This is a genomic window from Acrocarpospora macrocephala, assembly GCF_009687865.1.
Taxonomy (GTDB): Bacteria; Actinomycetota; Actinomycetes; order Streptosporangiales; family Streptosporangiaceae; genus Acrocarpospora; species Acrocarpospora macrocephala.
The window spans coordinates 85,116-98,552 of the sequence record NZ_BLAE01000036.1 but is presented as its reverse complement, the minus strand read 5'-3'; the positions used below and the strand labels follow the sequence as shown (position 1 = coordinate 98,552).

At 69.9% G+C, this 13,437-nt stretch carries 11 protein-coding genes; 1 reads left to right on the top strand and 10 read right to left on the bottom strand.

Going from position 1 to position 13,437, the window contains the following annotated elements:
* Positions 1-52 precede the first annotated feature (52 nt).
* Positions 53-1,972 (top strand): propionyl-CoA synthetase, encoded by a 1,920-nt coding sequence (locus Amac_RS30075; RefSeq protein WP_281356356.1) that lies wholly within the window; start codon positions 53-55, stop codon positions 1,970-1,972.
* Positions 1,973-1,994: 22 nt separating this feature from the next.
* Here Amac_RS30075 and Amac_RS30070 read toward each other — a convergent pair whose 3' ends face one another.
* The 10 genes from Amac_RS30070 to Amac_RS30025 form a co-directional block, all read right to left on the bottom strand.
* Positions 1,995-2,978, bottom strand: coding sequence for a sugar-binding transcriptional regulator (locus Amac_RS30070; RefSeq protein ID WP_246268793.1), 984 nt, complete (start codon positions 2,976-2,978; stop codon positions 1,995-1,997).
* A 90-nt stretch (positions 2,979-3,068) separates the two neighbouring features.
* Positions 3,069-4,079: a D-ribose ABC transporter substrate-binding protein gene (locus tag Amac_RS30065; RefSeq protein ID WP_155357783.1), complete on the bottom strand. Its 1,011-nt coding sequence runs from the start codon at positions 4,077-4,079 to the stop codon at positions 3,069-3,071.
* 32 nt (positions 4,080-4,111) lie between these two features.
* Positions 4,112-5,212 (bottom strand): ABC transporter permease, encoded by a 1,101-nt coding sequence (locus Amac_RS30060; RefSeq protein ID WP_155357782.1) that lies wholly within the window; start codon positions 5,210-5,212, stop codon positions 4,112-4,114.
* On the bottom strand, positions 5,209-6,744 hold the full coding sequence (locus Amac_RS30055; protein WP_155357781.1) for a sugar ABC transporter ATP-binding protein: 1,536 nt from the start codon (positions 6,742-6,744) through the stop codon (positions 5,209-5,211). The genes Amac_RS30060 and Amac_RS30055 overlap by 4 nt, the downstream gene beginning before the upstream one ends.
* Positions 6,741-7,385, bottom strand: coding sequence for a DUF2291 family protein (locus Amac_RS30050; RefSeq protein ID WP_155357780.1), 645 nt, complete (start codon positions 7,383-7,385; stop codon positions 6,741-6,743). The genes Amac_RS30055 and Amac_RS30050 overlap by 4 nt, the downstream gene beginning before the upstream one ends.
* On the bottom strand, positions 7,382-8,854 hold the full coding sequence (locus Amac_RS30045; RefSeq protein ID WP_155357779.1) for an FGGY-family carbohydrate kinase: 1,473 nt from the start codon (positions 8,852-8,854) through the stop codon (positions 7,382-7,384). The genes Amac_RS30050 and Amac_RS30045 overlap by 4 nt, the downstream gene beginning before the upstream one ends.
* Entirely contained in the window at positions 8,847-9,800 is a 954-nt protein-coding gene (locus Amac_RS30040; RefSeq protein ID WP_155357778.1) for a transketolase family protein, read from the bottom strand. The genes Amac_RS30045 and Amac_RS30040 overlap by 8 nt, the downstream gene beginning before the upstream one ends.
* Positions 9,797-10,684 (bottom strand): transketolase, encoded by an 888-nt coding sequence (locus Amac_RS30035; RefSeq protein ID WP_155357866.1) that lies wholly within the window; start codon positions 10,682-10,684, stop codon positions 9,797-9,799. Before Amac_RS30035 ends, Amac_RS30040 begins: the two co-directional genes overlap by 4 nt.
* Positions 10,684-11,697 carry a sugar phosphate isomerase/epimerase family protein gene (locus Amac_RS30030; RefSeq protein WP_155357777.1) on the bottom strand — a complete coding sequence of 338 codons (1,014 nt, stop codon included), beginning with the start codon at positions 11,695-11,697 and terminating at the stop codon, positions 10,684-10,686. Before Amac_RS30030 ends, Amac_RS30035 begins: the two co-directional genes overlap by 1 nt.
* Before the next feature lie 155 nt (positions 11,698-11,852).
* Positions 11,853-13,388 carry a DUF1593 domain-containing protein gene (locus Amac_RS30025; RefSeq protein ID WP_170322734.1) on the bottom strand — a complete coding sequence of 512 codons (1,536 nt, stop codon included), beginning with the start codon at positions 13,386-13,388 and terminating at the stop codon, positions 11,853-11,855.
* Positions 13,389-13,437 lie beyond the last annotated feature (49 nt).

Sequence of the window (13,437 nt, the reverse complement as noted above, 5' to 3'; positions counted from 1 at the left end):
TGACCGGTTCGGGAGGACGGTCGATGACGGTACGGCGGGTGGGTGTTACGCGGTGTACCGGCTACGAAACGAAACGGAGACCGTGATGGGCATGTACCACGACGTCTACGCGGAGAGCCTGAAGGACCCCGAGGCGTTCTGGCTCGCCGCGGCGCAGGCGGTGACCTGGTCCCGCGCTCCCCGGCGGGCACTGGACGACACGGACGCGCCGCTGTACCGATGGTTCCCGGACGGCGAGCTGAACACCTGCCACAACGCGCTCGACCGGCACGTGGCGGCGGGGCACGGCGACCGTACGGCGCTGATCTACGACTCGCCGGTCACCGGCGGCACGGCCCGCTACACCTACGCCGAGCTGCTTGACCAGGTGGCGCGGTTCGCCGGCGTGCTGCGCGACCTCGGCGTCGGCAAGGGCGACCGCGTGGTGATCTACATGCCGATGGTGCCGCAGGCCGCCGTCGCGATGCTGGCGTGCGCCCGGCTCGGCGCGGTGCACTCGGTGGTCTTCGGCGGCTTCGCCCCGAAGGAGCTGACCGCCCGGATCGACGACGCCGAGCCGAAGGTCGTGGTCTGCGCCTCCTGCGGCATCGAGCCCACCAGGGTGGTGGAGTACAAGCCGATCGTGGACGAGGCGATCGCCGCCGCGGCGCACCCGCCGGAGAAGGTCGTGGTGCTCCAGCGCGAGCGGGCGCGCGCCGAGATGGGGGAGCGCGACGCCGACTGGGACGAGCTGATGTCCGCCGCCGAGCCCGCCGCCTGCGTCGACGTGGCGGCGACCGACCCGCTCTACATCCTCTACACCTCCGGCACCACGGGCCGGCCTAAGGGAGTCGTGCGCGACAACGGCGGGCACGCGGTCGCGCTGCTGTGGTCGATGGCCGGGGTCTACGGCATCGGGCCTGGTGACGTGTGGTGGACGGCCTCCGACGTCGGGTGGGTGGTGGGCCACTCCTACATCGTGTACGCGCCCCTGCTCGCGGGCGCGACGACCGTGCTGTACGAGGGGAAGCCGGTGGGCACCCCGGACGCCGGGGCGTTCTGGCGGGTGATCTCGCAGTACGGCGTGAAGGCCCTGTTCACCGCGCCGACCGCGCTGCGGGCGGTCAAGAAGGTGGACCCGGAGGGCGACGAAATCGACAAATACGATTTGTCGGCTTTCAGGGCACTTTTCATGGCTGGAGAGCGGTTGGACCCGGAGACCCACCGGTGGGCCTCCGACCGGCTCGGCGTGCCCGTGGTGGACCACTGGTGGCAGACCGAGACCGGCTGGGCGGTGGCCGCCAACCCGCAGGGTCTCGACCCCATGCCGATCAAACCGGGATCCGCCACCGTCCCGATGCCCGGCTACGACATCCGCGTCCTCGACCCCGCCGGCGCGGAACTGCCGGCGGGGGCCGAAGGCGCCATCTGCATCAAACTCCCCATGCCGCCCGGCACCCTGCCCACGCTCTGGCGCGACGACGACCGTTACATCGCCTCGTACCTGTCCCACTACCCCGGCCACTACCTGACCGGCGACGGCGGCTACCTCGACGAGGACGGCTACCTGTTCGTGATGGGCCGCACCGACGACGTGATCAACGTGGCCGGCCACCGGCTGTCGACCGGCAGCATGGAAGCCGTGCTCGCCGCCCACCCCGCCGTGGCCGAATGCGCCGTGATCGGCGTCCACGACGCCATCAAGGGCCAGGTGGCCCGCGGTTTCGTCGTCCTGAAGGCCGGCGCCCCGATCGCCCCTGACACGCTCCGCGCCGAACTGATCGCCGCCGTCCGCCGCGACATCGGCGCCGTGGCCGCCTTCAAGGAGGTCACCATCGTGGACGCCCTGCCCAAGACCCGCTCCGGCAAGATCCTCCGCCGCACGATGCGCGACCTGGCCGACGGCCGCCCGGCCCCCGTCCCGTCCACCATCGAGGACCCCGCCGTCCTGGAGACCCTCCGCCCGCTACTGGAACGCCGCACCACCGACTGACCGCTCTGGCCAACGAGAAGTTTCACGCCCTATGGTCGAGCAGGCTCTGCGCGACCTCTAAATCGGTGATCAGCACGTTCACCCAGCCGCCTTCGAGGGCGGCCTTGATGGCGGAGAACTTGCGCATGCCGCCGGCGACCGCGACGCGGCGGGCCACGGCTCGGAAGCTCGCTTCGTCGATGCCGACGACTCGGCGGTCGAAGGCGGAGTCGATGGCGTTGCCGTTCTCGTCGAAGAAGTGCAGGCAGACGTCGCCGACGGCGCCCAGCAGGCGGAGTTCCTCCCGGTCGGCCTGGCCGATCGCGTTCCCGCTGCGCAGCAGCAGCGGTGAGGGGTCGAGGCTGCCGATGCCGACCAGGACGACGGTGAGGTCGTGCCACTGGGACATGACCTCGACGACCGCGGAGTCCTGCAGGAGCGCGTCGCGGACCATGGGGGTGCCGACGACTCCCGGCGAAGGCACGAAGACGGGGCGGCCCTTGGTGATTTCGGTGAGACGGCCGATGAGCCGGGTGGCGAGGACCTGGGCCTCGGGGCTGCCCACTCCGCCGACGAGCTGCATGACACGGTCGGCGACCTGGGTGTTCTTCGGGCTCATGCGGTTCACGGCGGCCAGGAGCGTTTCGCTCCACGAGGAGATGCCGATGACGTCGCCCCCGGTGAAGGTGGTGTCGAAGTAGACGGCGGCGGCCGCGGCCAGGGCGGGGATGACGTCGCCGCGGGCTCCGTCGGCGTCCACCACCACGACGTCACGCAGGGCGAACCGCCGCTGCAGGTCTTCCTCGATCTTGGTGTGGACACCGTCGGGAAGCACGACTACGGTCCGGACGATGCCGCAGGCGACGGCCTCCTTCAACAGGCGCGAGACGCGCGGCTGGGAGATGTTGAGTAGCGCGGCGATCTCGGGCTGCCGGATGTTCTGCTCGTGGTACATGCGGGCCACTCGTGCCAGCAGGCGCAAGTGGTCCGTGCCCACGCCGTGACTACGGCCCAGATCCGCGACCACCGAGCACCACCTTCCCCGTATGTCTATTCCATCCTGACTCTCTACATCGTAGGCGGGCGGAAGGACGCTACGCGCCCTTCCGCCGGCGGTCTACTTCCTCGCGAAAACGCCGAACTCGTCGGCGTTCTCCGCGGTGACCAGTTCGCAGTCGATCGACTGCTTCTCCTCCTTGCTCGTGCTGCCCGTCTTGATGAACGCGTCCGCCTGCTCGACGGCGGACTCGGCACCGAGAGCGGCGGGCTGCAGGGCGGTCGCGTGCATCTCTCCCGCCTTGATCGCGGCGATGGCGTCAGGGCTGCCGTCGAAGCCGACGACCTCCACCTTGTCGAGCAGGCCCGCGGCCTTCAGCGCGGCCACGGCGCCCAGGGCCATGGTGTCGTTGCCCGCGATGACGCCCTGGATGTCGGGGTTCTTCTGAATGATGGTCTCCATCTTGGTGAACGCCTCCTGCTGGTCCCAGTTGGCGCTCTCCTGGGTGACCCGCTTCATGTCCGGGTACTGCGAGATCACGTCGGCGAATCCCTTGGAACGCACGCTGGCGTTGGTGTCGGACTCCTTGCCGACCAGCTCGACGTAGTTTCCCTTGCTCTTCATCGCCTCCACGAACGACTGGGCGACGAGCTGGGCGCCCTGGGAGTTGTTCGAGACGATCTGCGCCTTGGCGATGCCGGTGGCGTTGATCTCGCGGTCGATGAGGAAGACCGGGATTCCGGCCTCGGCGGCCTTGCGGATCGGGCCGATCGACGCGTCCGCTCCCGCGTTGTCCAGGATGATCGCCTTGGCCTTGCGCGAGATGGCGGCGTCGATCAGCTCGCTCTGCTTGTTGGGATCGTCGTCGTGCGAGGCGACCGACGTCTCGTAACCGAGCGCCTCGGCCTTGACCTTGGCCGAGTCGGCCTCCGCCTTGAAGAAGGGGTTGTCGTGCGACGGGGTGATGACGGCGATGAGGCCGCCGGCCGTGGCGGAGGTGGTGGCCGGGGAGCCGGTCGCCGCGGGCTCGTCGCTGCCGCAGGCGGCCAGCAGGGAGCCGCCGAGCAGCAGCGAGAGCGCGAGGACTGTGCCGCGGGTGGGCCGAAGACGGCGTGGACGTGATGCGGGCATGGGTATCTCCTTGTTGTGCGGGGTGGGGTAGGTCAGTTGGGTTGTTCGCTCGCCACCACTGCGGACGCGGCGGCCCCCCGGCGCTTGAATCGCTGCTGGACCTGGTCGAGGACCACGGCAAGGATGATCACTGCCCCCTTGATGACCATCTGCCAGAACGTCGACACGCCCAGGATCACCAGGCCGTCGGCGAGGAACCCGATCACGAAGGCGCCGACGAGGGTTCCGCGCACGTTCCCCTTGCCTCCGCTGAGCGCGGCGCCGCCGATGACCACCGCGGCGATCGCGTTGAGCTCGTACGTCTCGCCGGCCTGCGGGGCGGCGGAGGTCAGCTCGGAGGCGATGATGAGTCCCGCGATCGCCGCGCACGCGCCGGAGATCACGTACACGATCGCCTTGACCCGGCGTACGGGTACGCCGGACAGCTCCGCGGCTCGCTCGTTGCCGCCCGTGGCGTACAGCCATCTGCCGAAGGGCGCCTTGGCCAGCAGCAGCGCGACGGCGACCGCCAGGATGATCATGATCCAGATCGCGGTGGGCAGGCCGAGGGGCCGCCCGCTGCCGAGCAGGTGGAAGCCCGTGTTGCCGAGGCTGGGATCGCCGCCCAGGTTAGGATAGGTGGCGCCGTTGGAGATCAGCATCGCCGCGCCGCGCGCCACGTAGAGCATGCCGAGCGTGGCGATGAAGGGCGCGACGTTGAACCGGGTGACCAGCAGGCCGTTCAGCGCGCCGACCGCCGTGCCCACCGCGACGCACAGCACGATCACCACCCACACGGGCGGATAGGCGATCACTCCGCCGATCTGCAGGCCTTGCAGGAGCTCACCGGCGACCACTCCCGACAGGCCCACGATGGAGCCCACCGACAGGTCGATGCCGCCCTTGAGGATCACCAGCAGCATGCCGAGGGCGATCACGCCGTTGATGGCGACGTGCTTGGTCATCGTGATCAGGTTCGTCACGGTGAGAAACGAGTCCGACAGCAGTCCGAAGACCACGATGAGGACGGCCAGCGCGATGAAGGCGCGCAGTTCGAAGGCGACGTTCAGCAGCGAGAGGCGCCGGGCTCGCAGGGCCGCCCGCGCGGGCGGCGCGGCTTCGGTAGCCGTCTGCGTGGTGGCCGGGGCGGTCATCGCGGCCCCTCCGCGGTGGTGGGGGCGCCGCCGTCGGACACGCTCATGAGTTCCTCCCGGGTCAGTTCGCCCTGCCGGAACTCGCCGACGAGGGAGCCGCGGGCGAGCACGAGCAGCCGGTCGGGGATGTGCAGGGCCTCTTCGGCGTCGGATGTGGTGAACAGCACCGCCAGGCCGCGTCTGGCCTGCGCCGCCATCAGGTCGAAGATGTCGGCCTTCGCGCCCACGTCGACCCCGCGGGACGGCTCGTCGAGCAGCAGGACGCGCGGGCCGGTCAGCAGGGCCTTGCCGATGACCACTTTCTGCTGGTTGCCGCCGCTCAGCGAGCCGATGGCCGCCTTGGGGCCGCTGGTCTTCACCGTGACGTCGCTGATGGTCCGCGCGACGGCGGCGCGCTCCCGGTTCCTGGAGAGGAACAGGCGGCCCGCGATGGAGCTCAGCCCGGCCAGGGAGATGTTCTCGCCGACCGACATGGTCTGCACGAGACCGTCGCGCTGGCGGTCCTCGGGGACGAGGGCCACGCCGCGCTCGATGCGCTCGCGGATGCCGACGCCGCCGAGGGGAGTCCCGGTGAGCAGCACGTCACCGGACACCGGCGTGATCTTGCCGGCCAGCGTCTCGAGGAGTTCGCTGCGGCCGGAGCCCATCAGGCCGTAGATGCCGACGATCTCGCCTTCGCGCACGGTCAGCGACAGATCGTTGACCGCGAGCCGGCCGGGCACGTCGGGATCGGCCACCATGAGGTTCCGTACGGTGAGGAGCTCTTCGCCCAGCACCGGCTCCCGGCTGGGGAACAGGGCGTCCTGGTCGCGGCCCACCATCTGCGCGACGATCCACCGGATGTCGACCTCCGCCGCGTCGGCGGTGGCGACCAGCGAGCCGTCGCGGAGCACCACGACGTCGTCGGCGATCTCCAGTGCCTCATCCAGGTGGTGGGAGATGTAGACGACCGCGACTCCGGCGGCGGTCAGCTCCCTGATGACCCGGAACAGCACCTCGACCTCGGGCGCGGTGAGCGCGGAGGTCGGCTCGTCCATGATCAGGACCCGGGCCTGCTGCAACAGGGTGCGGGCGATCTCCACGAGCTGCTGCTGGCCGAGCCGTAGCTCACCGACGAGACGGTTGGGGTCGACATCCTCTTCCAGCCGGTTCAGGACCGCGACGGTGGCCTGCCGCTGCGCCTTGCGGTCGATGGCTCCGAAGGCGCCCGGGATCTCACGCGCCAGGAACAGGTTGTCCTGGATGCTGAGATTCGGGCAGAGGCTGAGTTCCTGGTGGATGATGGCGATGCCCTGGTCGGCGGCGTCGCGTGAGGACAGCAGCCGGACCGGCCTGCCGTCGAGCTCGACGTGGCCGGTGGTGGGCTGCTCGATGCCGGCGAGGATCTTCATGAGCGTGGACTTGCCCGCGCCGTTCTCGCCGAACAGCGCGGTCACCCGGCCGGGCGCGACACCGAAGTCGATTCCCTTGAGGGCGTGCGTGCCGCCGTACACCTTGGTGACCTCGCGGGCCTGCAGAACGTGCGCGTTCATGAGACCGCCACGGGGGTGATCGTCACGGTGGCGGGTGTCAGCAGGGTGAACGCGCCGGTGAAGCTGATCTTCTTCCCGTCGAGCGCGGCGATGTCCAGGCCGTTGAGCAGCTTCTGGCGCATCTGGTCGTTGAGGGCCGTGGCGGCGTCGGCGAAGTCGACCTGGTTGACGAACTGGCCGAAGGTGATGAACCCGACGGAGTCCCGCAGGGCCGTGCCGTTGATGGCGGGACCGATCTGCAGATACACCTTGGCGCCGTCCGGCAGGCCGGGAACATCCACCGGCAACAGCCCCGAGGTGGGCTTGCCCGCCGTGCCCGTGCCCTTGACGGCGAAGTTGTACGGGCCGGTGCCCGCCCGCTTGCCGTACTTCTGGCCCGCGGCCTCCTTGTCCTCCTCGACCGCCTTCAGCAGTGCGGGCAGCTCCACGGCGTTGCCCTTGATGGCGGGCACGACCTTGGCGTCATAGTTCTCCGCGCCGAACGCGGCAGGGTCGAATCCCTTGGGCGCCGCGGCCGCCGCGGCCTCCACCGATCGGTACTTGGTGCTGACCGCCATGGCCACCAGTAGCGCCACGATGGCCGCGGTGGCGACCCACCCTGCCGGGACCCGGCGGCGGGCGGCCGGCGGCGATGTGCTCATGTGGTTCTCCTCTCGCCTGTCGCCGGTACGGGACGCGACCGCTGGACCGCCTCCCGCCAGGCGGCCCGCCGGGCGGCGCGCTCTGCCTGGTCGCTGACAGGGGTGTACTCGTCGGCGGTCCTGGGCCGCCTTTCCAACTGCTGGAGCGTCCACAGCCCGGCCACCAGCCCGGCCGCGTCCGCCACGCCGAGGCAGGACAGGTCGTGCTCGCCGGTGCGGGCGACCCGCCGGCCGCTGATGTCGGCCTGCAGCCGCATCAGCCGGTCGCTGCGGGTGAGGCCGCCGTCGGCCAGGAGCACCCGCACCTCGCCGGTCGCCCGCTCCAGGGCCGCCACGACGTCCTCCACCTGGAAGGCGATGGCCTCCAGCGCGGCCGCGACCAGCTGGCCCCGCCTCGTGCCGAGGGTCAGCCCGGCCACGATCGCCGTGGCGTCGGGCTCCCACCAGGGCGCGCCGAGGCCGCCGAACGCGGGGACGATGGCCACGCCGCCGGTGTCCGCGGCCTCCGCCAGGAGGATCTCGGGAGTGGCGCCGAACAGCTCGGCCAGCCAGCTGAGGGTACGGCCGGTGGCCCGGATGTTCCCCTCGACGGCGAGCGTGGGACCGCCGAGGTCCCACGCGATGCTGCGGCACAGCCCCGGGGCGTCGCCGCAGTCACCGATCGCCATGATCGACGAGCCGGTGCCGTAGGTCGCCTTCACGACTCCGGCGCGCCACCCGGCGTGGGCGAACATCGCGGCGTGCGAGTCGCCCATGACGGCCAGCACCGGGACGCCGTCCGGCAGCGGCGCCAGGTCGCGGACCGCGGGGAAGGGACCGTCGGAGGCGACCACCCGCGGCAGCACCTGGCACGGCACCCCGAACAGCTCGAGCAGGCGCTCGTCCCATTTCCCCGTGTCCACGTTGAGCAGCTGGGTGCGCGAGGCGTTGCCCGCCTCCACGACGTGCTCGCCGCCGAGGCGGCTGAGCAGCCAGGAGTCGACCGTGCCCAGGCACAGCTCGCCCGCGCGGGCGCGGCTCCGGTCCCGGTCGTGGGCGTCCAGCAGCCAGCGGGCCTTCAACGCCGAGAACATCGGGTCCAGGGGCATCCCGCTGGCCGACCGCACCACGGGGCCGGCTCCCGCGGCCACGAGTTCACGGCACAGCGCGCCGGTGCGCTGATCCTGCCAGCTGATCAGCGGACCGATCGGGCGGCCCGTGCCGCGCTCCCACAGCACCAGCGACTCGCGCTGGGTGCTGAAACCCACCCCGATGACCTGGGCGGCGTGGGCTGGGCCGACGCAGTCGGCGACCGCCCGTCGCACGCTCTGCCAGATCTCGTCGGCGCTCTGCTCCACCCACCCGGGCCGGGGCTGGCTTTCCGACACCGGCGCGAGCCCGCGCGACACGACCTGCCCGTCCTCGTCGACGAGCAGCGCCTTCGTCGAGCTGGTCCCCTGGTCGATGGCGAGAATCAGCGATTTAGCCATGGCTGAGCAGGCTCCGTACAGCCTCGGCGATGCCGTCCGCGGAGAGACCGAAATGATCGAGCAGGAAGGCGGTGTCCCCGGTGGGGGCGAAGACCCGCGGTACGCCGAGTATCCGCATCGGAGCGGGGTGGTTGGTGACGACGGCGGCGGCCACCGCGGCGCCGAGACCGCCGCTGATGGTGGCCTCCTCGGCGGTCACGATGCCCCGGGTCTCGCGGGCGGCGGCGAGGACGGAGTCCAGGTCCAGCGGTTCGATGAAGGGCATGTTCAGCACGCGTACCGACACGCCCTCCTCGCTCAGCCGGTCGGCCGCCTGCAGCGCGCGCGACGTCAGCGAGCCGATGGCGATCACCGTGACGTCGTCGCCGTCCCGCAGGAGCACCGCCCGGCGCGGCTCGAACGGCGCGTCCGCGGGCGTGACCGCGGGCACCTTGAAGCGGGGGATGCGCAGGTAGGAGGGGCGGCTGGAGGCCGCGGCCCAGCGCACCGCCAGGCGCGTCTGCACGGGGTCGGCCGGAACGATCACGTCCAGGTTGGCGACCGCCCGCACCCAGGACAGGTCCTCGATGGAGTGATGGGTGGGACCGAGCTCGCCGTACGCCATGCCCGGGGACTGCCCGCACAGCACGACGTGGGCCTCGCTGTAGGCGACGTCCGCCTTGATCTGCTCCAGCGCCCGACCGGTGAGGAACGGGGCCGCCGCGCAGACGAACGGGATCTTGCCCGCGTTGGCCAGACCGGCCGCGAGGCCGACGAGCTCCTGCTCGGCGATGCCGACATTGATCAACCGGTCGGGGAACTCCTCGCGGAAGCCGACGAGATTGCTGGAGCCGACGGAGTCATTGCATATCGCCACGATCCGCTCGTCCTGGCGGGCGAGCGCGCTGAGTTCCTCGGCGAAGGCCTGGCGGCAGTCGAAGGTCGCCTGCTGCTCCAGTACGGTCATCGGGCCAGCTCCGCGAGGGCGGCTTCGACCTGCTCGGAGGTCGGCACCTTGTGGTGCCACTCGACCCGATCCTCCATGAACGAAACGCCTTTCCCCTTAATGGTGTTCGCGATGACGACGACGGGTTTGCCGGTGTCAGAGCCGCGCAGCGCGGCGCGAAGGGCGAGGTGGTCATGGCCGTCGACCTCGCGCACCTCCCAGCCGAAGCTATGCCATCTCTCGGCCAGTGGCTCCAGCCGGTTGGTGTCCTCGGTGCGCGCGCCCTGCTGCAACCGGTTCCGGTCGATCACCGCGGTGAGGTTGGAGAGTCCCTGGTGCGAGGCGGCCATCGCGGCCTCCCAGTTGCTGCCCTCCTGCAGCTCGCCGTCGCCCATGACGACGACGGTGCGCCAGCTCGCCCCGTCCAGCTTGGCGCCCACCGCGCACCCCGTGGCCACCGGCAGGCCGTGCCCGAGCGCCCCGGTGTTGGTCTCCACGCCGGGGACCTTGACCTTGTTGGGGTGTCCGTTGAGCGCCGACAGCGGAGCCATGAAGGTGGCGAGCTCGCCGGTGTCGAAGAATCCGCAGTGCGCGAGGGTCGAGTACAGCGCGGCGGCGCAGTGGCCCTTGCTGAGCACGAACCTGTCGCGCCGCTCCCAGTCCGGCTGCTCGGGGTCGACCGACAGGACCGCGTAGAAGCACGTCACGAGGATGTCGGTGACCGACAGGTCGCCGCCGATGTGCCCCAGCTTGGCCCTTTCGATCATCGTGATGATGCTGCGGCGGACCTCCGTGGAGATCCGGTTCAGCTCGGCGGCGGCCGTCTGGTCGCCGCCGGTACGGACGCGCTCGGCCACCTGGCGGTACTCGCGGGCCGGCCGGGGCGCGGCGGGGAGCAGGGTCATCACTGCTCTACCATCGTGCTGAGCAGCGCCCGCTGGACGATGCGCTGGGCCGCCAGGGCGTCCTGGGCCTGCTGAGCCGCAGTGAGCGCCTCGCGGTCGACCAGCCCGAGCGCGCGGTCGATGGCCTTCATGACCCGGATGCCGGCCCGCGCCGCCTCGACCGAGTCCTCGCGGAAGGGGAACTGGTCGAGCTGCCAGACGCCGTCCCAGCCGGCGTCCTGGAGGGCGTAGAAAAACTCGAAGGTCTCGGTCAGGTGGACGGAGCCGACGACCATGTCGTCGTCCCAGCCGCGGTAGTTGTCGTTGACGTCGATCGCGAAGAGCCGCCCGCGCGAGATGGCGAGCCGGGCCGCGTCGGCGGGGCTCTCGCCGCCGTACAGCGAGTGGCCGAAGTCGAGCAGGATGCCCACGTTGGGCAGGCCGATCTCCTCGATGCCGAGCAGCGTCTTGCTCACCGAGGAGAACACCATGCTGTTGCGCGGCTCGCGCGGCTTGTACTCGATCGCGAAGCGAAGGTCGGGGAAGGCCGCCGCCAGCTCGCCCACCGCGTCCAGGGAGAACCGCCACAGCTGCGAGTGGTCGGCCTGGAACGGGTAGTCCCAGCCGTCCTGGCCCGGCCAGAGCTTGACGTAGTCGCAGCCGAGCTGACGCGCGACCTCCGCGCCCTGCGACACCAGCTCGATCGCCTGCCGGCGCACCTGGGCGTCGGGGTTGGTGAACGCGCCACGGGTGAAACGCCTGGTGTAGATCTCCGGCGTGATGGCGATCGCGCGCAGGCCGTTGCGCTTGAGCGCGTCCTCCACCTCGGCTACCGGCAGGTCCGCCGGGTCAAAGGGGAAGGTCAGGTCGACCACCGACAGGTCCTCGACCTGCCCGGCGCGGTCGATCGCCTGCAGGGTGCTCACCGGCGGGCCGTATCCGTCGGTCGCGTATCGGTCGACATAGCGGCCGAAGTGCCAGATACCGGCACCGAATACCCGGTCTTGAATTTCTATTCGTGACTGATTAGGCATACGAAGACCGTACGAGTGACTTTGTGTCGATGTCAATGACATGTCCTTGTAACAAACTGGCAACGAACGTCGAGTGGGGATTCCGGGCAAGGCAGGACGCCGGCCATGCCCGCACCCCGGAGGTGCGGGCATGGCCGTACATCAGTGGGCGAATATCAGCCGGATACGGTGATGACGACCCGCTGGTAGTGCTTCAGCGCGGGCGTGCCGTCGTCCTTGACCTCGAGGATCAGGTGGATGGTGCTGCCCGGGGCGGCGTCGGCGGGCACGGTGAACGAGACCGACGGCGTGTCGGCTCCGGTGAGTTCGACGGCGCCCGGGTAGGTGTCCGCGTCGGTGTACTGCCACCACTTGTACGACAGCCGGTCGTGGTCGGGGTCCTTGCCCTTGCCGCGCAGGGTGACCGTCGATCCGGCCTTGCAGGTCAGGTCCAGGCCCTCCTTCACCGAGGCCTCGGGGTTGTGGTTGGCCTGGGAGTACTTCCGCGTCATACCCCAGTCGGCGCGTGCCGCGAAGTCGTTCTGGATGTCCTCCACCCACCGCGTCTGCGGATACCTGCGCTGGTTGGTCGCGGTCGAGCTGTACGGATTGACGTCGGAGGTGTCGATCCAGCCCGAGGCGTTCGGCGCGAACCTGCCGCCCCAGCCGCCGTACGTCGGGTCCTCCGACGAGCGCAGGCCGTTGAAGTCGAACAGGTACATGTACGCCGGCGAGTCGCCTTCGGAGATGAAGTCATGGACGTCGTAGGTGAGGTTCTGCTCCGGGCGCCAGCGATTGTTCTGGTCGTCCCCGGGGGTGGGCTTGCCGTCCCGGTAGGTGCGGTACTGCTGGAACAGCTCGCCGTGGCCGTTGAGGAAGTTGGCCTCCATGTACGGCGCGCGCAGCGTGTACTGGAAGGGCTCGGGCACGTTGCTCTTCCACTGGTAGGCGAAGCTCCAGAACTGGCTCTGGTTGTCGATGATCTTCACCTGGGGCCAGTTCGGCTTGATGTAGTCGGCGAGTGTGGCGTCCTGGTTGAGGATGTTGTAGATGACCAGCTTGTCGCTGACCTTCTGCTGGATGGCCGGCCACTGGCTGGTGCCTTCGTACTCCTCCTGGATCGACTTCAGTGCCCGGGCGATGGTGTTGAGGCCGCCCCAGGCCTGGGCGTAGAGCGGGCCGGGCTTGTTGTCGAGGATCACCTTCCTGATCCACTCCGACCCCTCGGTCACCTTCGTCATCTCGCTGACGTTCTCGATGTTGCCGATCTTGTACAGGGAGCGGAGCGCGGCGGGGGTCGGATAGCCGTCGGCGTGCTTCTTGAGATTCGGGTAGAGCTGGGCGTACAGGTCGATGTACTGGTTGACCCAGTCCGTCCCGGTCCACCGGAAGGGCGCCACCGAGCCTCCGTCACCGGCCCAGTGGAACCGGGAGCTGGAGTAGATGATGCCCGCGATGTCGAACTCGTTGGCGTAGTACAGGAACCGGATGGACGAATCCATGTCGTCCACCTCGCCGTCCTGCGTCACGATCACCCTGGGCTTGTCCTGGTTCGCGTGCTCGCCCGCATGACGGCATGCCTTGGCGAACGCGGACGCCCTGTCGTCCGGATCCGCGTGCGCGGGGACCGCCAGCAGCGCCGCGGCCAACGCGCCGGCGGCCGCGACCGGCAGGATCCGGCCCGCTATTGATCTTGGTTTACGAGTTCGCATGGTTCTCCTCTGGGAGACGCGCGAACGGCATGGGTGTCCGTTCGGCGAT

Coding starts and splice junctions, on each gene's coding strand:
- Amac_RS30045 (WP_155357779.1), bottom strand. CDS start 8,854: ATGGCTAAATCGCTGATTCTCGCCATCGACCAGGGGACCAGCTCGACG.
- Amac_RS30035 (WP_155357866.1), bottom strand. CDS start 10,684: ATGACCCTGCTCCCCGCCGCGCCCCGGCCGGCCCGCGAGTACCGCCAG.
- Amac_RS30050 (WP_155357780.1), bottom strand. CDS start 7,385: ATGAGCACATCGCCGCCGGCCGCCCGCCGCCGGGTCCCGGCAGGGTGG.
- Amac_RS30025 (WP_170322734.1), bottom strand. CDS start 13,388: ATGCGAACTCGTAAACCAAGATCAATAGCGGGCCGGATCCTGCCGGTC.
- Amac_RS30065 (WP_155357783.1), bottom strand. CDS start 4,079: ATGCCCGCATCACGTCCACGCCGTCTTCGGCCCACCCGCGGCACAGTC.
- Amac_RS30030 (WP_155357777.1), bottom strand. CDS start 11,697: ATGCCTAATCAGTCACGAATAGAAATTCAAGACCGGGTATTCGGTGCC.
- Amac_RS30040 (WP_155357778.1), bottom strand. CDS start 9,800: ATGACCGTACTGGAGCAGCAGGCGACCTTCGACTGCCGCCAGGCCTTC.
- Amac_RS30060 (WP_155357782.1), bottom strand. CDS start 5,212: ATGACCGCCCCGGCCACCACGCAGACGGCTACCGAAGCCGCGCCGCCC.
- Amac_RS30055 (WP_155357781.1), bottom strand. CDS start 6,744: ATGAACGCGCACGTTCTGCAGGCCCGCGAGGTCACCAAGGTGTACGGC.